Source organism: Undibacterium sp. TC9W (assembly GCF_049339865.1).
Classification (GTDB): Bacteria; Pseudomonadota; Gammaproteobacteria; order Burkholderiales; family Burkholderiaceae_D; genus Undibacterium.
Window position 1 is genome coordinate 169,931 of sequence record NZ_JBMPPJ010000011.1, and the last position, 20,717, is coordinate 190,647.

The following is a 20,717-nucleotide window of genomic DNA, read 5'->3' on the forward strand; positions in this document are numbered from 1 at the left end:
ATCTACTTTAACTTCTTTTGCATGATGATCGCACCACCAAATTCCGGGTTCAGCTCATACGGCGCAAAGCCTTCTGCACGATACAGATTTTGTGCCCGGGTATTGCCCTCCAATACTTCCAGCGTCATTTTGCAATAACCCAATTGTTCAGAGAGGGCAGTCAGGTGCTGCATCATTTTATTGCCTATGCCCTGGCCACGAAAATCAGGGTGCACGGCAAAGTCGTGGATGTTCAACAGTGACTTGCAGGCAAAGGTAGAAAAGCCTTCTATGCAAATCGCAAATCCGGCAGCCTGATCATTCACATAAGCGAGTATGGCGCGCACGGTATTGCGTTTTTTGAGCTCGCTAATGAGATTGGCTTGTGCATAATCAGATAAGGCTTCGCCACCACCCATAGGGTCCAGCGCATACATATTGAGCATGCTGACCAGGTCTTTGGCATGTTGCGGGTTGTGGACATCAACATTAAGGATATTCAGCATAGGTTTTTATACTCGTAAAAATTCTTCTTTATATCCCAGCCAGCGCTCCAGATGAGCAGCAACGGTGACAGGGTCATTTTTTAATAATTCATCGGCCAGATTGCGTGCTTTATCGACCAGCCATTGATCGGTTTCCAGATTGGCAAAGCGTAACATGGCTTCGCCTGATTGGCGCGCGCCGAGGAACTCACCGGGGCCGCGCAATTCCAGATCCTTGCGGGCAATTTCAAAACCATCATTACTCTCGCGCATGGTGGCCAGTCTTTGTTTGGCTGTGCCACCCAAAGGACCTTGATAGAGCAACAGGCAAACGCTGGCCGCTGCACCACGGCCTACACGGCCACGTAACTGATGCAATTGCGACAGGCCAAAACGCTCTGAATGTTCGATGACCATCAGGCTGGCATTTGGCACATCAACGCCAACTTCAATCACGGTGGTAGCCACCAACACCTGGCTGTCATTGCGGATGAAGGCTTCCATCGTGGCCTGTTTTTCTGCCGGTTTCAGGCGGCCATGAACCAGGCCTACCTTCAGTTCTGGCAGGGCTTCAGCAAGCATGGTGTGCGTGTCAGTTGCGGTTTGCAATTGCAGGGTTTCTGATTCTTCTATCAGTGGGCATACCCAATAAACTTGTTTGCCTTCCTGCCCTGCAGCCTGCACGCGGGCAATGACTTCGTCACGGCGATTCTGGTCGATAACGCGAGTGACGATAGGTGTGCGGCCTGGTGGCAATTCATCAATGATGGACACTTCAAGATCAGCGTAGTACGTCATCGCCAGGGTGCGGGGGATAGGCGTGGCCGACATCATCAGTTGATGTGGCACCTTGCCCGCCTCGGTCTTGTTGGCCAGGTTCAGGCGCTGGCTGACACCAAAGCGGTGTTGTTCATCAACGATGACCAGGCCCAGCTTCTTGAATTGCACACTGTCTTGTATCAGGGCGTGGGTGCCTATCACCAGTTGTGCCTCGCCAGAAGTGATGAGTGCATTGGCCGCATCTTTTTCTTTTTTCTTCAGGCTGCCAGTCAGCCAGGCGGTTTTAACACCGAGGGGTTCCAGCCAGGCAGCGATTTTCCTGAAATGCTGTTCGGCCAGAATTTCTGTCGGTGCCATCAGCGCTGCCTGAAAACCATTGTCTATGGCTTGCGCAGCCGCCAGTGCTGCAACGATGGTTTTGCCACTGCCTACGTCGCCCTGTAACAGGCGCTGCATGGGGAAGGCTTCACGCAAGTCATCGCGTATCTCGGCCAGCACTTTTTCTTGTGCCCTGGTCAGGGAAAACGGCAGGTTCAGCAGGAAAGCATTACTGAGTTCGCCCACTAATGGCAGGGCATTTGCGCCTTTGCTACGGCGGGTGATTTGTGCGCGCTTTAGTGATAATTGCTGGGCCAGCAGTTCGTCGAATTTCATGCGTTCCCAGGCCGGGTGTTCGCGCTCTATCAGACTATGCTGGTCTACATCTGGCGGTGGATTATGCAGGGTGCGTATGCTGCTTTCAAAATCCTGCAAATGTAGGGCAGCCAGCCGCGCAGGCGACAAGGTGTCACGCCAGTTGACGCGTGTCATTGCATTGGCAATGGCCTTGCGCAATAAAGCTTGTGGCACGCCTTCGCCAGATGGATAAACTGGCGTCAGCGCAGTAGGCAAAGGTGCGCCTTCATTAACGATCTTGTAGTGCGGATGCACCATCTCCGCGCCAAAGAAACCATGGCGTAATTCACCACGTGCCCGCACCCGTACGCCAACCGCCATTTGCTTGGTCTGGTTGCCATAAAAATTCAGGAAGCGTAGTACGACCTGGCCACTATCGTCGGCAATTGTCACGACCAGCTGACGGCGCGGGCGATACTGGATATCGCATTCTGTGACCACGCCTTCAACCTGCACACTGCTTCCACCCCGGAAAGAGGCATCCCGCATGCTGACGATTTCAGTTTCATCTTCATAGCGCATGGGCAGGTGCAAGACAAAATCCATGTCCTTGCGCAGGCCCAGTTTGGCAAGTTTTTCACTGGCCTTGGCTGCAGTGTTAGGAGGAATTTTGGTTTTTTTTACGGTTTTTTTGGGACTGGACTCAGGCAAGGCAGTGATGCCAGCGATAGCTGGATCAGCTTGTGTATTTTTTAACTCTGCACTTGCACTTTGGTCTTCAGCGGCCATGGGGTGTAAAATGGTGGGTTTTGCTGTTAGCTTACTTTTTTCAGGAAATTCACAAAACCTTGGGTTTTAGGCTGTTTGTCTGTGATCTTACCCGGGTTTGCTACGATAGTGTGCATTCTACTGGTATTTTATACAGTGTAAAGTAGCTTTATGTCTGTTTTTCCTGTTTTACCCCCGTTTTTGTAGAATTTTTGCATGTCTTACTCCTTAAGTGATTTTGATTTTGAATTGCCTGAAGCCCTGATCGCGCAAACACCTTTGCCCGACCGCACCGCTTCACGCCTCTTGCATGTTGATGGCGATACGCTGGTCGATAGGCATTTTGCTGACATCATCAACCAGCTCAATGCTGGTGATTTGCTGGTCTTTAATGATACCCGTGTCTTGAAAGCACGTTTCTTTGGCGTCAAGGAAAGCGGCGGCAAGATACAGATGCTGGTGGAGCGTGTGCTGTCGAATAATGATAAGGAGCGCAGTGTGCTGGCGCAAATGCGCGCTTCCAAGTCGCCGCTGCCGGGCAGTAAAATCCGCCTGGCAGACAGCTTTGATGTCGTCGTCGGTGAGCGCGTCGGTGAATTTTTTACCCTGTATTTCCCGTCTGATATTTTCACTCTGCTGGAGACATTCGGTCGCCTGCCTTTGCCGCCGTATATAGAACATGATGCTGACGACTTTGACGAGCAGCGTTACCAGACTGTGTATAACCGCGTACCTGGTGCAGTAGCCGCGCCAACTGCTGGCCTGCATTTTGACGAAGCGCTGTTACAGCGTTGCCAGGATAAGGGCATCAAACTCGCTTATGTAACCCTGCATGTTGGCGCAGGTACTTTCCAGCCTGTGCGCACAGAAAACCTGGCAGATCACCAGATGCACAGTGAATGGTATACCGTGCCCGACGAGACCGTGGCAGCTGTACAGGCCACCAAAGCCGCGGGCGACAAAGTGGTGGCTGTAGGCACCACCAGCATGCGCGCACTCGAATCGGCTTCACAAACCGGTGCCTTGCAGGCAGGCAGTGATGACACCCGCCTGTTCATCACGCCCGGTTATGTATTCAAAACCGTGGACAGGCTTATCACCAATTTCCACTTACCAAAATCCACTTTGATGATGCTGGTATCGGCATTTGCCGGGTATGATCGCGTCCGCGCTGCTTATGCTCACGCTATCGCTCAACAATATCGTTTTTTCAGCTATGGCGATGCCATGCTGCTGACCAATTCCTCCGGGGAAGACCATGCTTGAATTTACACTGATCAAAAAAGATAAAACTACTGCCGCGCGTCGTGGCCGTGTCAAAGTCAACCATGGTGAAATCGAAACGCCTATCTTCATGCCGGTGGGTACTTATGGCTCGGTCAAGGCGATGTCGCCGCTGGAATTGAAAGAGATAGATGCCCACATCATTCTTGGTAATACTTTCCACCTGTGGCTGCGTCCTGGCACGGAGGTACTGAACAAATTTGGCGGCCTGCATGGTTTCATGGGCTGGGATAAACCTATCCTGACTGACTCAGGCGGCTTCCAGGTATTTTCGCTGGGTGCGATGCGCAAGATCACGGAAGAGGGCGTCAAGTTTTCTTCTCCTATCAGTGGTGAGCGCCTGTTTTTGTCTCCAGAAATTTCCATGCAAATCCAGCGTTCGTTGAACTCTGATATCGTCATGCAATTCGATGAATGCACGCCTTATGAAATCGATGGCAGGCCAGCAACGACAGAAGAAGCAGGTAAATCCATGCGCATGTCTTTACGCTGGGCCAAGCGTTCCATTGATGAATTCAATCAGGGTGAAAACCCGAATGCCTTGTTCGGCATCGTCCAGGGTGGTATGTTTGAACACCTGCGCGATGAATCCCTGGCTGGCTTGAATGAACTGAATTTCCACGGTATCGCCATCGGTGGCCTGTCGGTGGGTGAGCCCAAGGAAGACATGATGCGGGTACTCGCGCACGTCGGCCCCAAGCTGCCAGAAAACAAACCGCATTACCTGATGGGTGTGGGTACGCCGGAAGACCTGGTAGCAGGTGTCGCCAATGGCATAGACATGTTTGACTGCGTCATGCCTACCCGCAATGCGCGCAATGGCTGGATCTTTACCCGCTTTGGCGATATCAAGATCAAGAATGCCCGTTACAAGGAAGAAAAAGAACCACTGGATGCAACTTGCGAATGCTATGCCTGCAAGAATTTCTCGCGCGCTTACCTGCATCATTTGCACCGCACCGGTGAAATCCTGGGCGCACGTTTGAACACCATCCACAATCTGCATTACTACCTGGATTTGATGAAAAACATCCGTAAAGCATTGGATGATGAACGCTTCCCCGAGTTTGTACAGCAATTCCACGCAGATCGCGCGCGCGGCGTTTGAGCTAGTGTAGGACATACGCAACGCCCCAAAGCGTTGCAGCGCCAGTAGTTGGTAAAATCGGTACTAAAGTACTGCCTTCGTCGCTACGGTGTTTTGGGGTTTCGGACATCATGTTGCCCGCCAACGTAACGAATCTCTCTTTCAAGGGAGATTTCCTAAAGGCGATAGCCTTGTTGGGACAATTTTGCGTAAGTCCTAATGTCTTATTTAATACGGTAAATAATGACGGACTGATCAGTAATACGAATTATATTCAGGCCGCTTGCAGGCAAAATGACGCTCTCGTCCGAGTGGACAAATGAATACTAGAGGTCTGATATGAATTATCATCCCGTCATTATTGCCGGCGGCGGCATTTCTGGTCTGTATTGCGCTTGGCGCCTGGCCTTGTCCGGGCAAAAAGTCGTGGTGCTGGAAGCCTCATCTGACCGCTGGGGTGGCCGCATAGAAACTGAAGACCTGGATGGCTTCATTGCTGAATGGGGGCCCATGCGTTTCGAGCCCACCCTGCAACCACGCTTCGATAAATTGTGCCGTGACCTGGGCGTCAAGCTGACCGAGTTCAGTGGCCCTGAAGGTGAGGAAGTCAACGCGCCTACCTATGATTTGCCTGCCGAGGAAATGGGACTCAATTCCCTGCAATTGCTCAAGCGCGGCATCATGCTGATCTTGGGGCAAGACCCACAAGACCAGGCCTGGATAGATGCCCAGACTGAAGCTGATTACCAGCGCATGCGCAAACATGCGCAACTCAATGGTCAGCCACTGTGGAGCATGGGTTTCTGGAATGCCATGTCGGCCGAAGGTGCGCTCAGCCATCTGGCACTGACCAAGTTGCGCGATACCGGCACCTTCTATCACATGATCCCGGAAAATCTGAATGCGATAGAGTGGATCATCTGGTGGCTGCGCGCTCTGAAAACCGTAGGTCAGCAACTGGCCAGTGTAGATGGCGGCACGGCAAAACTGACAGAGAGCCTGATGGCCAAATTGCGTGGCCTTAGCAATGTCACCCTGGCCGGCGGCCATATGCTGACCAGCTTCAAGCAAATCGCCATGGGCCAGCCCAGGCTGGAACTGGATGTGCATACCAAGAATGGCAATATACAGTTGCAGACCGACAGGCTGATTCTGGCTTTGCCGAGGATGCCGCTGGTGAAGCTGGCATCCTGCCTCCCTGAACATGTCTCTTCCCAGCTTGATGCGATGAATGGTTTCCCCATGTTGAAACTGTTCTTCGTGACAGATTCACCCTGGTGGGATTACTCACAGCGCCCGCAACAATATGCGAGTTGCCTGCCTACCCGTGAAATCCATTATTTCCGCCGCCCGCAAGGCCAGGACAAGGATGGTCATGGCATGGTCTTGCTGTACATGGACCGCCCATCGACAGAATTCTGGAAACACTACGTCATGGAAGCCGACAAGCATGACCGCGCCGAGATAGACCAGAACGTCAAGATCGTCGATGCGTTCTCGCTTTTCGTCGCGCGTGATGTGAAACGTCTCGTCGATATCAAGCGCTCAGGCCTGAAACTGACTGACCAGGCCCAGCACATGTTTGAAGAAAAATCTCTGGAAGATACCCGCGACTTTATCAAGAATTCCATCGTTACCTATGGCATACGCGACTGGGCGAGAGCTCCTTATGGCGCGGCCAATCATGGCTGGCAACCGGGCGTGCGTTCCTGGAAAGTCATGGATGTGTTCAAGGCCTTTGACTTTGGCAGCGGTGCCAAGAATATCCATATCGTTGGCGAGGCATATTCTGATTACCAGGGCTTTGTTGAAGGTGCTTTGAATACCTCGGAACTGGCGCTGGCGACTATACGTTCCAACTAACGCAGGCAAAACCAGCAGCAGGCCAAATCATCAGGCAAGGCAGCAACGCAAGTTTGCTGCCTTTTTTATTATGCATTTTTAGTGCAAGAAATATTGCCACATACCAAAGTATTGAAGCCAAATGCAAGAATGACAATCCAGGGGAAGCTTGTTACACTTTGCGCAGGTCATAATGACCCTGGCCATATGGCAAGCAAGTTGTTCACACGGAGGAAGTTTGTGAGTAAAAGTACGAAACTGATTGCAGTAGTCGCGGTTCTGGCAGTGGCATATCCTGCTGCCGCCTGGTACACCGGAAAAAGTGTAGAAGCCAAGCTGACAGAATCCAGCCAGAATCAGGCTAAATCTTCTCCCTATGTCAAAGTCATCAAGCAAGATTATCAGCGCTGTATCTTTTCTTCTACCCAGGATACGACGCTGGAGCTGACTTTCCCTGGCATGAAAAAACCGGATTTTCCCATGCCGGGCGCTGACACCGGTGCTGATACAAATGCTGCGGAGCAGCCAGCTGCCGATAATCCTGCAACGGCAGCTAGCCCTGCCGCAGAACCTGCAGTGGCAGAGAAGGCATCTAAACCGCTGCAAATACATTTCATTAACCATATCCAGCATGGCCCGCTGCCTGCATTCCGTGGTTATGGTGCCGCCCTGATCAAGACTGAACTGGTGCTGGATGCAGAAAGCAAGGCCCAGCTTGCCAAGCTGTTTGGTACCGCCAACCCGATAGACATCACCTCTCGCCTGAATTATGGTGGCAGTGGCCGTGTCAGTATTTCCAGCCCGGCATTCAATACTGTCATGGAAAAAGACAAGGAAAAAGTCAACTGGCAGGGCTTGAGTCTGGAAGTTGGCTTTGAAAAAGATTACAAGGCATTTAATGTCGTCATGAGTGCCCCTGGTTTGACCGTCGATGGGCTGGAAGGTCAGTCATTCAAACTGGGAGCGGTCAGCCTCAAAGGTGAAGTAACGCAGGCTTATCCAGGTACCCGACTTTATTTGGGCAAGACTGAAACCACTGTTGCCAATATCAGCTATACCGATAAAGTCGAAGCCAAGAAAAGTTTTACCCTGGATCAGTTCAAGCTCGGCACTGAAGCCACTATGAAAGATGAGCTCATGGACTTTGTCGCCAGGATAGGCGCTGCCAAACTCAGCTTTGATAATCAAGAGTTTACGGACTTCCATTACGACTATGGGGTAAAGCGCATTCATGGCCCATCCCTGGCAAAGATTTCTGTTGCCTATACCGATGTGATGAGCGCGCCTGGTGATCCTGACAAAAGAGCTGCCCTGAAAGCCGTGTGGGATGAGGTTGCGGCTATTGTTTTGCAAAAAGAACCAGAGCTGGCGCTGGAGCGCCTGAGCGTCATGACGGTGGATGGCGAGGCAAAACTCTCGGGTTCTGCCAAGCTGGTAGGTGCAACAGCGGCAGATGCAGCCAACCCTATGTTGCTGCTGCCAAAATTGCAAAGCAACCTGGATGTGACTTTGACAGAAGCGCTGGTCGCCAAACTTGGCGGGGCGAGCCAAAAAGATCCGGAAGCCCAAAAAGCTGCCCAGGCTGCCATGGCCCAACAAATTCAGGCTTTCGAAGGCCAGGGTTTTATCACCCGCAGCGGCAAACTGCTGAGTTCCAAAATCGAATGGAAGCAGGGTGCTTTGACCATCAACGGCAAACCATTTAGCAAGCAATAAGTATTGCTGTTGTAAAACTTACATTTATTCGCTCAAAGGCAGGCAATTATCCGGGTGCCCCGATGATTGCCTGCCTTTTTTTGCGCGGCTTTCTTTACAGATATCCCGACAATTTCCAGCATTTCGCATGGGCGATGCTAAAATACGCCGCTTTGCCGATTGAAAAATAGGCATTTGGTGCTATATACCAGGAATTGAGCAATAATTGCGGCAATTTATATCCGGGTTTTAGCCAGGAAATTAGAATTTCATTATTAAAATGACAGGAGTCTGAACGTGTTTATTTCCAATGCTTACGCACAAGCAGCCGCTGGCGGCGATCTCCAGAGCAATCTGCTGACTATGTGGCCTTTGCTCCTGATGGTAGCAGTAATGTATTTCCTGATGATACGCCCTCAGATGAAGCGTCAGAAAGAGCAAAGGGCAATGATGGACGCCCTGGCAAAAAATGATGAAGTAGTCACCGCAGGCGGTATCCTGGGTAAAGTGACCAAGGTAACTGATGCTTACATCACGATAGAAATTGCCAATGGCACAGAAGTCGTCGTGCAAAAGATGTCCATCACCATGATGCTGCCCAAGGGTACGATTAAAGCGATTTAATCAGAAAAACACGGCAACGCAGTCCAAAAGTAAACTGGGCTGCGTTGTGCTTTTTTAGCTTCCAATTATTTTCCCCATTATGAATCGCTATCCACTCTGGAAGTACATACTGATTCTGATCGCCCTGCTGTTCGGTGCTTTGTATACTGCGCCAAATTTCTTTGGCGAATCACCTGCAGTGCAAGTCAGTAGCGGTAAAGCCACCGTCAAAGTCGAATCTGACATGGCTGGCCGTGTAGAAAAAGCGCTGGAACAGGCTGGCCTGAAAAGCAAGGATATCTCCTATGAATATAACGGTGTGCAAGGCACAGTCCGCGCCCGTTTTGAAGATACGGATACTCAGTTCAAGGCCAAGGCAGCTCTCGAAAAAGCCCTGAACGCTGATCCCGCTGATCCTACTTATACGCTGGCCTTCAACCTTTTGGCGAATACGCCAAAGTGGTTGCAAAACATGCATGCACTGCCTATGTTCCTGGGCCTGGATTTGCGTGGTGGTGTGCATTTCCTCATGCAGGTCGATACCAAGGCTGTCATGAACAAACGCATGCAAAGCCTGGTCTCCAGCGTGCGTAGCAATTTGCGTGAAAAAGAAGTGCGCCATGCGGGCTTGAACCGTGAAGGTGACCTGATCAAGGTCAAGTTCCGTGATGCAGAAGAACGTACCAAGGCCAAGAATGTCTTGCTGTCACAGATGACAGATGTCGATTTGCTCGACACCGCCGGTGGTGATGGCGCCGACTTTGGCTTGCAGGTAAGTTTGAAGCCCAAAGCACTGAAAGATGTAGTCTCGGAAGGTATCAAACAAAATATTACCGCCTTGTCCAAGCGCGTCAATGAGCTGGGTGTTGCTGAACCTATCATTCAGCAACAGGGGGCTGACCGTATTGTTGTTCAATTGCCGGGCGTACAGGACGTCGCGCGCGCCAAGGATATTATCAACCGCCTCGCAACATTGGAAGTCCGTTTGCTGGATGAAAGTGTCATTGGTGCAGTTGATGCCAATACTGCTGTTCCTTATGGCTCAGAAAAATTCATCTCCAACCGTGGAGAGTACCTGATACTCACCAAAGACCCTGTCATTACTGGTGACGACATTACCAATGCCACCTCCACTTTTGACCAGCACCAGCAGCCTGCTGTCAGCGTTGATTTGAATGGTGACGGCGGCAAACGCATGGGCAATGCGACCAGCTCCCGCATAGGCAAGCGCATGGCGATCGTCCTGTTTGAAAAAGGCAAGGGCGAAGTGTTGATCGCACCAACCATCAATGATGAATTGCGCAATCGTTTCATCATCACTGGCATGGGTACATCATCCGCTGCTGGTGACCTGGCTTTGTTGTTGCGCGCGGGTTCTCTGGCCGCGCCTATGGAAATCATAGAAGAACGCACGATAGGCCCACAACTGGGTGTGGAAAATATCAAGCAGGGTCGCAATTCGACACTGTATGGTTTTATCGCAATCTCCGTTTTCATGATTGCCTACTACCTGATGTTTGGCTTCTTCAGCGTGCTGGCACTGTCTTTCAACGTACTCTTGCTCGTGGCGATTTTGTCACTGATGCAGGCAACGCTGACCTTGCCGGGTATTGCCGCGATTGCATTGGCGCTGGGTATGGCGATTGACGCCAACGTGCTGATCAATGAACGCATACGCGAAGAACTGCGCGCAGGCAAGACACCGCAAAAAGCCATAGAAGAAGGTTTTGACCACGCGTGGGCCACGATTCTTGATTCCAACGTGACTACCCTCATCGTTGGCCTGGCCCTGCTGGTATTTGGTTCTGGTGCGATTCGCGGTTTTGCTGTAGTTCACTGTCTGGGTATTCTGACTTCGATATTCTCGTCCGTATTCGTCTCACGCGGCGTTGTGAACTTCTGGTACGGAAGAAAGAAAAAACTGGCGTCCATTTCTATTGGAACGATCTGGAAACCAACAGACAACGCTGGCAAGTAAGTAGCCAGACTATCAAGAACACAGGAATTCATCATGGAATTATTCCGTATTAAAAAAGACATTCCTTTCATGCGCCATGCGCTGATATTCAATGTCATTTCTGCACTGACTTTTGTCGCAGCCGTGTTTTTCCTGCTGCACAAGGGCCTGCAATTCTCGGTTGAGTTTACCGGTGGTACGGTCATGGAAGTGACCTACCCCAAGGCGGCCAATGTCGATGCCATACGCCACAAGGTAGAAGAGCTGGGTTTCAAGGATTCACCAGTACAAACCTTTGGTAAGGCGCAAGACGTGGTGATACGTTTGCCGGAAACAAAAAAGGATGCCAAGGTCAGTGTTGCTGATACCGTGTTTGAGGCACTTTGCAAAATTGAAAATGGCAACCTTAGTAAAGTTCCAGCCAGTGCAGCGAATGGTGCGACCACAGAAAAACTCGCTTGTCAGGATGCTGCCAAAACCGAATTGGTCAAGCTGCAAAGGGTAGAGCTCGTTGGTGCCCAGGTCGGTGATGAGCTGGCGCATGATGGTTTGATGGCATTATTGTTCGTGATACTGGGCGTCATGCTGTATCTGGCAATACGATTTGAATGGAAGTTTGCGGTGGCTGCTATTGTCGCCAACCTGCATGACGTTATCATCATCCTGGGTTTCTTTGCCTTCTTTGAATGGGAGTTCAACTTGTCGGTACTGGCAGCAGTACTGGCGGTGCTGGGTTACTCGGTGAATGAGTCTGTGGTTATTTTTGACCGTATCCGTGAAAATTTCCGCAAGCAGCGCAAGATGTCTGTGACCGAGGTTATCGACAACGCGATTACCAGCACAATCTCACGCACCATCATTACTCACGGTTGTACCCAGATGATGGTGTTGTCGATGTTGCTGATCGGTGGCCCGACTTTACATTATTTTGCAGTTGCTCTGACGATAGGTATTTGCTTTGGTATTTACTCTTCCGTATTCGTTGCAGCAGCGATTGCGATGTGGCTGGGTGTCAAGCGTGAAGACCTGATCAAGCCAGTCAAAGAAAAAGACGATACGGATGGTGCAGTGGTATAAAGGTGCTAAGTGTGGTGTTTGAACAGATTGTTTAAAACCTAGCAATTGTGTCTCTTCCATGTAACGGAAGGTATCTAAAATGAAAGCCAGCCTGTGTGCTGGCTTTTTCTTTGTTAGCATTTCGGTTCTGAACTTTTTAAGGTCGGTTTGTGTCTGAGGAGAAATTGCAAATTGACGTAAGAAGTCAACACTTCGTAAAGAAACGCATGGAAAAGCTTATTGGTAGCGATTCCTGCACTGGATAAAAATAATATGAGCAAATTCAAAACCCTGATCATCGTTGCAGCTCTGGCAGCCGCCTCGGGCGCGGCTTACACTTATTACAAGTCATCTGACAAGGCTGCGGGTGAGGGGGCTACGGCAAAGGCGGGCGGTAGTGGCCCTGCCGGCGCCGGTGCCGCGCAAAACCGTCCAGTTACTGTCTCCACCATCATTGCACAAAAGCGTGACTATGATGTCAGGATTACTGCCAATGGCGTGGTCACTGCATTAAACACCGTCGATATCCGCCCGCAAGTCAGCAGCACTATCGCCAAGGTACATATCAAGGAAGGGCAGTTCGTCAAAGCTGGTGATGTCTTGTTCACTCTGGATAGCCGTGTCGATGAAGTCAACCTGGCAAAAGCCCAGGCACAACTCGACAAAGACCTGGCGTCGCTGGCCGACTATCAGCGCCAGCTTGTGCGCAACAAGGATCTGGTCAGCAAGAAATTTGTTGCCCAAAGTGTTGCCGACACTAGCCAGACCCAGGTCGATGCCCAACAAGCCGTGATTGCTTCTGACAAGGCTGCAGTGAATGCCGCCCGCGTTGCGCTCAGCTATAACCGCATAGTGGCACCTTCGGCTGGCCGGACTGGCATCATCAGCGTGTTCCCCGGTTCCCTGGTACAGCCTGCGACTGCAACGCCGCTGGTCAGCATTACCCAGATGGACCCGGTGACGATTGCTTTCCCGCTGCCACAACGCAATCTGCCAGATGCGCTGGAAAGCCTGAGGCGCAGCGACAGTTATGTCATGGCCAATTTGCCAGACACGACGGTCAAATTCAAAGGCAAATTACAGTTCGTCGATAATGCCGTGGATGCTGCGTCTGGCACGATCAAGGTCAAGGCAGTATTTGACAACAAGGAACTGAAACTCTGGCCTGGTGCCTATGCCAATCTGGAGCTCAGCGTACAGACTCTCAAAGATGTCGTCGTGGTGCCGCAGGATGCTGTCATCGTTGGTCCCCGTGGAAGCTCTGTATATATCGTTGATGCCGAAGGTAAGGCCATCATGAAGCCTGTGGTCGTGACCAACAGTTTCGGTAATGATGCTGTTGTTACTGGCATAGAGGCAGGTTCCAAAGTCGTATTGGATGGCAAACAAAACCTGCGTCCGGGCGCCAGCATCAAGGAACGTAATGGCGATGGTAAAGAAGGCAAGGGTGACAAAGCAGGCAAGGGTGCCAAGGGTGCAGGCAAGGCTGAGTCTGCTGCCGGGGCATCTGCCGGTACTTCCGCTGGTGCTTCTTCCTCCAGCGCTTCATCTGCAACGGCTGCATCTACAAACACTGCGCCTGCTGCATCCACAGCACCAGCAGCCTCAGCCGCGAGCGCATCATGAATTTGTCTGAATTATTCATACGCCGTCCGGTCATGACGGTATTGCTGAACCTGTCCATCGTCGTGGCAGGTGTCCTAGCCTACCGTTACATCCCTATCGCGGCTTTGCCCAGTTATAACACGCCGGTCATCAGCGTGAATGCCAACTTGCCTGGTGCCAGTCCTGAGACCATGGCAACCTCAGTGGCGTTACCGCTTGAAAAGCAGTTTGCTACCATACCCGGCCTGTCTATCATTAGTTCCAGCAACACTCTCGGCTCTACCTCGTTGACGCTGGAATTTGACCAGAACCGCAATGTTGATGCCGCCGCTGTGGATGTGCAGGCGGCATTGTTGCGTGCGCAGCGCTCTTTGCCAGTCGATATGACATCACCACCATCGTATCGCAAGGTCAATCCTGCTGATGCGCCTGTGTTGTTCATTGCCCTGACATCGCCATCGCTGAGTCTTGCTGAACTGACCAGCTATGCAGAGCATTTGATCTCACCCAGTTTATCGACGCTCGAAGGTGTGGCCCAGGTAAATATTTTTGGTATCAAGCGTTATGCCGTGCGCATACGCGTCATGCCAGATGCCTTGCAGGCACGCAACCTGACACTCGATGAATTGTCAGCGTCCATCCGTACCTCGAATGCAAACACGCCAGTCGGTACGCTGGATGGCGACAAGCAAACACTGACACTGCTGGCCAATAAGCAAATGCAGAGTGCTGCAGAATTTGCCAATCTGGTGGTCAGCAATAAAGGCGGGCAAGTTGTGCGCCTGCGTGAAGTTGCCACGGTTGAAGATAGCTACGAGCAAGTCAAAACCAACGCCAATTTTAATGGCGAAAGTTCGATTACCCTGGCAATACAAAGGCAGACTGATGCCAACACCGTCAAGGTGGTCGATTCCATCAAGGCGGCCTTGCCTGGCTTCAAAGCGCAATTGCCAGCTTCCGTCAAAATGAATCTGGTGAATGACAGGTCCATTTCCATCCGGGATGCTTTGCATGACGTGAACCTGACCTTATTGCTGACGATATTCCTGGTGGTGATAGTCATTTTCCTGTTCTTGCGCCGCATGGTCGCAACCATCATTCCGACTCTGTCTTTGCCTGTGTCCCTGGTTGGTTCTATTGCTCTTTTATGGGGCTTTGGTTATACGCTGGACAATGTCTCGCTGCTGGGGCTGACACTGGCTGTGGGCCTGGTGGTCGATGATGCCATCGTCATGCTGGAAAATATCATGCGCCACGTTGAGAATGGCGAACCACCTTTCAAGGCCGCATTGCAGGGTTCGCGTGAAGTGGGGTTCACCATCATTTCGATTTCGACTTCGCTGGTCGCGGTATTCATTCCCATCTTCTTCATGCCTGGCGTCATTGGTCAGCTATTCCATGAGTTTGCCGTCATCGTCAGTCTGGCCATCGTCGCCTCAGCATTCGTTTCTTTGACGCTGGTGCCCATGCTGGCCAGCCGTTTTCTGAAAAGTGAGCATGAACTGAAAGAACCGCCAAAGGCAGTGGCTGCGATGTTGCATGTATTTGAAAGCAGTTTCGATGCGTCCTTGCGTGCTTATACCCGTGGTTTGGACCTGGCATTGCGCCACCGCAAACTGGTGCTGCTGATCGCTCTGGCAACCTTTGCTGCCACGGCCTATCTGTTCAATGTCATCCCCAAGGGTTTCTTCCCCCAGGAAGATATAGGGCAGATCAATGTCTCGACCGAGGCGGCAGAAGAAACTTCTTTCCCAGCCATGGTCAGCTTGCAGGACAGGGTCGCCAAGATCATACGCGATGATCCTAATGTGGCTACTGCAACTTCTTTCAATGGTGGCAGTGGTTCGCAAAATACAGGTCGCATGTTCGTCAACCTGAAGCCACGTGGTGAACGCAAGCCGATGAAGGATGTTGTTGATGGTTTGCGCAAGAAACTCAATGAAGTTCCTGGTATTGCTGTTTTCCTGCGCCCTACCCAAAACTTGCAATTGGGTGGCCGCCCCAGCAAGAGCCAGTACCAATACATTTTGCAAAGTGTGGAAGCTGGTTCACTCAGCGAATGGGCCATCAAGCTGCAAGAAAAACTGCGTACTGACCCCGGTTTCAAGGATGTCACCACAGACTCGCAATTGAAGGGTTTGCAGGCCAGTATCAATATTGACCGTGACCGCGCTAATGCCCTGGGCGTGTCCATGGATAGCATACGTTCAGCTCTGTACAGCGCCTTTGGCGAACGTCAGATATCGACGATGTACACCAATGTTGATAGCTATCAGGTCATCATGGAAGTGGCGCCAGATGCGAAGAAAGATGAAAGCGCCATCAATGGCATTTATGTACGCGGTAATACCGGTACTTTGGTACCGCTCTCCAGTATTGCTACCGTCAAACGCACGGTAGGGCCGACCGCCATCAATCACGTAGGGCAATTGCAGGCGGTGACGGTATCTTTCAACCTGGCACCCGGCACAGCCCTGGGTGAGGCGACTAACCGCATAGAAAAATACCGCGATGAAATCAAATTGCCTTCTTCCATTATCACTACCTATGGTGGCGATGCAGCGGTGTTCAAGGATTCTCAATCTGGCCAGGTGATCCTCATCGTTGCCGCCTTGCTGGTGATCTATGTCTTGCTTGGTGTATTGTACGAAAGTTATATACACCCCATCACCATCCTCGCTGGCTTGCCTTCTGCCGCTGTCGGTGCTTTGCTGACCCTGCAGATGTTTGGCGAAGACCTGACCCTGATTGCCACCATCGGTATCTTGCTGCTGATCGGTATCGTCAAGAAGAATGCGATCATGATGATCGACTTTGCGCTTGATGCGCAAAGACATCACAATATGACGCCGCCAGAGGCGATACGTGAAGCCTGCATACAACGCTTCCGTCCCATCATGATGACCACACTCGCTGCGCTGGTTGGTGCCTTGCCGATTGCCCTGGGACTGGGTGCGGGTGCTGAATTGCGCCAGCCTCTGGGTCTGGCAGTGGTGGGTGGCCTGATCTTCTCGCAGGCAATTACCCTGTTCATTACACCCGTTATTTATCTGGCGCTGGACCGTTTCAGTGGTAGCGGGCCCATCGTTGGTGATGCCTTGCCGGTGAAATAATTGCTGGATTCTGTCCGCAGGCAATCAGCTTGCGGATAGGCAGTGATACGTGAACTGATTTTCTGGCGATTGCTTAATTGCAATCGTCTTCCTGCAAATGCTGCCTTAGCTTGAGCAAGCTTCTTTCCAGATTCAGGTAGTCATCTTCGGTATAAGTCTTGAAGCGCTGCTTGCCGGATTGTACGACCTGGGGGAAGATATTATCAAAGGTGGTTTCACCCACAGGTGTCAGTTTAACGAACAACTGGCGGCGGTCATCATTGCCGCGTTCACGTTGTACCAAACCCTTTTGTTCCAGTCTGTCAAGCACACCAGTGAGTGTGCCCTTGGTGATCAGGGTTTTTTCACCGAGCTCTTTGCAGGTCATACCTGGCGTATTGCCCAGAGTCGCGATGATATCGAATTGCGAATGCGTAAAACCAAGCTTGCGCACATTCCTGGCAGAAGCCTGTTCAAATAATTGCATGCACTCCGACAGTAATCGTATGCTGCGCAGGTAACGTTCGCCCATAAGATAGTTTGTGAGGATTATGGTGTGATGCGCCGAATGCATCACACCAGGGACTGCAACTAATTCAATAATTAATCAGCCTTGATTGCTTCAACCTGGATAGCCAGTTTTACCTCTGGTGCAAAACGTGGTGTGCCATAATTCAAACCGAAATCTGTACGTTTGAATTCTGCTGTGGCATCCGCGCCGCAAGCTTCTTTCTTGAACATAGGATGTTCGATACATTTGAATTTATTGATCGTCAGCGTCACTGGTTTGGTCACGCCCAGCATAGTCAATTCACCGATAACAGCAACTGGTGTGTCGCCATTAAATTTGATGGATGTACCTTTGTAAGTCGCTGTAGGGAATTGCGCCACATTGAACATGTCCTTACCTTTTGCATGTTCATTCATTTTTTCATGGCCAAAGTCCAGAGAGCTAGCATCGATAGTGATATCGACAGTACCGGTTTTCGCAGCACGGTCCAGCACGATTTTGCCTGAAGTTTTATTGAATTTGCCGCGCCATACAGAGATGCCCATGTGGTCAGCTTCAAAGCTAGGATAAGTATGGTTAGGTTCGATGTTGTATGTTTGTGCAAATGCAGGTGCAGTGCTGATCAACAAAGCGGCAGCGATAAGTTTAGCAATTTTCATTTATGACTCCTGGATGGCGAAAATTTGTTTGATTAAAAAATAAGGTTTGGTACTCGGTATTACGGGTTTGTTACTACGTGAAACTTGATCTGTACTTCATCGGCGACCATGCCGGTATCTTTCCATTCACCTTCACCGATATTGAAGGTGAGGCGTTTGATAGGCAGGCTGCCGTCAAACACCTGGCTGTTGCCTTCTTTCTTGACGCTTAAAGGGAAGCTGACATCCACGGTTTTACCCTTGATGCTGAGCTTGCCGGTGACATCAAGCTTGCCTGCCGTACCTGCCTTCATGGATGTAGAGACAAAGCTGGCCTTAGGGAAGGCGGCAGCGTTGAACCATTCCTTCTTCAAGACTTCTTTATTGTATTCAGCGTCACCAAGGTCAAAGCTGGCAACATCAATATCTACTGTTGCTTTGGATGCTTCAGGTTTGGCGCTGTCGTAATCAATGTTGGCCGCAATTTTTTTGAATTTGGCATCAACGGGTACATTCATTTGCTTGAACACAATGTTGACCGTGCTTTTTGCCGCATCAACCTTCAGGGCGGCGGCAATGGCCGGGCTGGCGATCAGCAAGGCGACAGCAGCAGAAATAGCGATTTTTTTCGTGGAATAGGTGGACATACTTGTACCTGCTTAAAAATAAGAAGAATTAACTAAAAGGATTAGCCCGGAAAAATTAAAAACGAGGACGCATGCGATTCAAGAGCCCGTCTTTATCGTAGAAATGGTGCTTGAGCGCCGCCGCGACATGCAGTAAGACCAGAACGAACATGACATTGTTTAAAATTTCATGCAATTCTTTTAAAGTCCCCTTGATTTCCGGGTTGGGAGCTATTAATACTGGTAACTCGAATAATCCCAGATAGACTACCGGATAGCCCGCTGCCAGGGTGTAAAAATAACCAGACAAGGGCACAGCGAACATCAGTACATACAGCAGGATATGAGTCGCATTCGCCAGCTGGGTCTGGACTTTGCCCATATTCTCAGGGTAAGGCGGTGCCTTGCTCATGAGCCTGGAAATGAGACGTATGGCAACAAAAGCAAGTACCGTTACACCCAGCCATTTATGGTAGGAGAAATATTGCAACTTGGTCGGGCTGATCCTCATATCAACCATGATATTGCCGAGGATAAAGGCAATGATGATTAGAATGGCAATCAGCCAGTGCAACGCTATGCTGAAATTGGAATATCTTTGAGTGGCTGCCATACTTGCTCCTCTGATGAAAGAGATAATTAGTTCGAAGTAGAACTAATATAGCGCAAAAAAAGAAAGTCTGCTGAGAGTCGCCCAATTTTTAAGCGAATATTATGTAAGCAGCTGCTACATTTTGTTTTTGAAACTGAGTCTTCCGGCTATACTTTGCCTGGAATCTCCGCGCAATTTGCCATAAAAAGGTTTTTCCCCTGCCATTAAGGCATTCATTTATCATTGGCTTACTTGCCAATTCATCATATCAATAATGAAACCAGAAATTCCAGAAAAATCCCTAGGTAAACTATTAGTCGATCCTGCCAAAACCGTACTTGGCAACGTAGCAGGTGCCGTCAGTGAAACCACAGGCTTGCTGGACCAGAGCGGGCCATTGAAACCTGGCACAGGTCTGGCTAGTGGTGTACTGGCATTGACGCTGGCATTCCTGTGTTTGCTGGGTGTGATAGCTTTCCACTTCCCGCAGTATCTGACCACGCCTGAATTGCGTAAAAACTATTCCCCGGACGTCATACGCCATATTCTATTTGCAGCGCTGGTGCTCTCTGGCGTGATCAGTTTATTGAATATACTGTTCAACCGCCGTCGCGGCTTGAATGCGGTAGCCGCCGCCCTGGTGATTGCCGCCGTGGCCTACGGTGGATCGCATGTGCCTGTGGCTGATTTTCCTGATCATACGCCGTATATAGGCCTGGACTGGTTTATTCTCGATTTGCTGGGCTCGACCATCATCTTTGTCGTTATAGAAAAAATCTTCCCGCTGTACAAGGGGCAGTTGATTTTCCGTCGTGAGTGGCAAACCGACATGGTGCATTTTGCCGTCAATCACTTCATCGTCGGACTGGCCTTGTTAACTGTCAATTTCGCGATACACCGCTTGTTTGGCTGGATGGCACATGACAGCGTGCGCGACTTTGTGCAGTCTATCTGGTTCTTCCCGCAATTACTGCTGTGTATCCTGACTGCCGACATGGTGCAGTACTGGACCCACCGCGCCTATCATGAGATTCCTTTCCTGTGGCGCTTCCACGCCGTCCATCATTCAGCCAAGACCATGGACTGGCTGGCCGGTTCGCGTCAGCATATCCTGGAGTTGATCTGCACCCGCGTAGGCGTGCTCGGTGCCCTGTACGTGCTGGGTTTTGACAAGACTGTCATGGACGTTTATATCATCGTGGTCGGCTTCCAGGCCGTATTCAACCATGCGAATGTGCATCTGCCATGGGGCCCGGTCAAGTATGTGATCGTCACACCTGATTTTCATCACTGGCACCATTCATCAGATGATGTGGCGATAGACAGGAATTATGCGGCTCACTATGCCTTCCTTGACCACCTGTTTGGTACAGCAATCAAAGGGCAAAAAGGCTTCCCTGAGAAATATGGCGTGCAGGGGGACTACATGCCGGACGGCTTCGTGAAACAACTGATGTTCCCGTTCCGTTCGCAGAAATAAGTTGTGTGAATCAAGACCATTA

Annotated in this window: 16 protein-coding genes; 10 read left to right on the top strand and 6 right to left on the bottom strand. The window is 50.6% G+C overall.

From position 1 onward, the window contains the following. Positions 1-2 precede the first annotated feature (2 nt). Complete coding sequence (locus tag ACO0LN_RS17255) at positions 3-485, bottom strand: GNAT family N-acetyltransferase (protein ID WP_422975873.1); 483 nt, start codon at positions 483-485, stop codon at positions 3-5. 6 nt (positions 486-491) lie between these two features. After that, a complete protein-coding gene (gene recG / locus ACO0LN_RS17260; protein WP_422975875.1) occupies positions 492-2,648 on the bottom strand; it encodes an ATP-dependent DNA helicase RecG in 2,157 nt (718 codons plus the stop codon). Positions 2,649-2,843: 195 nt separating this feature from the next. Between recG and queA the strand changes: the two genes are divergently transcribed. From queA to ACO0LN_RS17305, 9 genes are all read left to right on the top strand, one after another. Beyond that, positions 2,844-3,893, top strand: coding sequence for a tRNA preQ1(34) S-adenosylmethionine ribosyltransferase-isomerase QueA (queA, locus tag ACO0LN_RS17265; protein ID WP_422975877.1), 1,050 nt, complete (start codon positions 2,844-2,846; stop codon positions 3,891-3,893). Then, the gene (tgt, locus tag ACO0LN_RS17270; protein ID WP_162039972.1) at positions 3,886-5,019 is read left to right on the top strand and encodes a tRNA guanosine(34) transglycosylase Tgt; all 1,134 of its coding nucleotides are present in this window, start codon (positions 3,886-3,888) and stop codon (positions 5,017-5,019) included. The genes queA and tgt overlap by 8 nt, the downstream gene beginning before the upstream one ends. 318 nt (positions 5,020-5,337) lie before the next feature. Beyond that, positions 5,338-6,861 (top strand): flavin monoamine oxidase family protein, encoded by a 1,524-nt coding sequence (locus tag ACO0LN_RS17275; protein ID WP_422975879.1) that lies wholly within the window; start codon positions 5,338-5,340, stop codon positions 6,859-6,861. A 219-nt stretch (positions 6,862-7,080) separates the two neighbouring features. Beyond that, entirely contained in the window at positions 7,081-8,556 is a 1,476-nt protein-coding gene (locus tag ACO0LN_RS17280) for a YdgA family protein (RefSeq protein WP_422975881.1), read from the top strand. Positions 8,557-8,832: 276 nt separating this feature from the next. Next, positions 8,833-9,159 carry a preprotein translocase subunit YajC gene (yajC, locus tag ACO0LN_RS17285; protein WP_422949452.1) on the top strand — a complete coding sequence of 109 codons (327 nt, stop codon included), beginning with the start codon at positions 8,833-8,835 and terminating at the stop codon, positions 9,157-9,159. 79 nt (positions 9,160-9,238) lie between these two features. Beyond that, positions 9,239-11,116: a protein translocase subunit SecD gene (gene secD, locus ACO0LN_RS17290; RefSeq protein WP_422975883.1), complete on the top strand. Its 1,878-nt coding sequence runs from the start codon at positions 9,239-9,241 to the stop codon at positions 11,114-11,116. A 33-nt stretch (positions 11,117-11,149) separates the two neighbouring features. Then, entirely contained in the window at positions 11,150-12,172 is a 1,023-nt protein-coding gene (gene secF / locus ACO0LN_RS17295) for a protein translocase subunit SecF (protein WP_422975885.1), read from the top strand. Between the two features lie 252 nt (positions 12,173-12,424). Beyond that, complete coding sequence (locus tag ACO0LN_RS17300) at positions 12,425-13,777, top strand: efflux RND transporter periplasmic adaptor subunit (RefSeq protein ID WP_422975887.1); 1,353 nt, start codon at positions 12,425-12,427, stop codon at positions 13,775-13,777. Next, positions 13,774-16,869, top strand: coding sequence for an efflux RND transporter permease subunit (locus tag ACO0LN_RS17305; protein WP_422975889.1), 3,096 nt, complete (start codon positions 13,774-13,776; stop codon positions 16,867-16,869). Before ACO0LN_RS17300 ends, ACO0LN_RS17305 begins: the two co-directional genes overlap by 4 nt. A gap of 73 nt (positions 16,870-16,942) precedes the next feature. Here ACO0LN_RS17305 and ACO0LN_RS17310 read toward each other — a convergent pair whose 3' ends face one another. The 4 genes from ACO0LN_RS17310 to ACO0LN_RS17325 all read right to left on the bottom strand — a co-directional run bounded on the left by ACO0LN_RS17310 (position 16,943) and on the right by ACO0LN_RS17325 (position 19,236). Next, positions 16,943-17,335 (bottom strand): MarR family winged helix-turn-helix transcriptional regulator, encoded by a 393-nt coding sequence (locus ACO0LN_RS17310; RefSeq protein WP_422975891.1) that lies wholly within the window; start codon positions 17,333-17,335, stop codon positions 16,943-16,945. Between the two features lie 116 nt (positions 17,336-17,451). Then, positions 17,452-18,018 carry a YceI family protein gene (locus tag ACO0LN_RS17315; RefSeq protein WP_422975893.1) on the bottom strand — a complete coding sequence of 189 codons (567 nt, stop codon included), beginning with the start codon at positions 18,016-18,018 and terminating at the stop codon, positions 17,452-17,454. A gap of 59 nt (positions 18,019-18,077) precedes the next feature. Continuing rightward, positions 18,078-18,644 (bottom strand): YceI family protein, encoded by a 567-nt coding sequence (locus ACO0LN_RS17320; RefSeq protein WP_422975895.1) that lies wholly within the window; start codon positions 18,642-18,644, stop codon positions 18,078-18,080. Positions 18,645-18,699: 55 nt separating this feature from the next. Continuing rightward, positions 18,700-19,236, bottom strand: a complete 537-nt coding sequence (locus ACO0LN_RS17325) for a cytochrome b (protein WP_162039983.1) — start codon at positions 19,234-19,236, stop codon at positions 18,700-18,702. 253 nt (positions 19,237-19,489) lie between these two features. On the opposite strand from ACO0LN_RS17325, the gene ACO0LN_RS17330 reads away from it, so the two are divergent. Next, the gene (locus ACO0LN_RS17330; protein ID WP_162057782.1) at positions 19,490-20,695 is read left to right on the top strand and encodes a sterol desaturase family protein; all 1,206 of its coding nucleotides are present in this window, start codon (positions 19,490-19,492) and stop codon (positions 20,693-20,695) included. Positions 20,696-20,717: the final 22 nt, after the last annotated feature.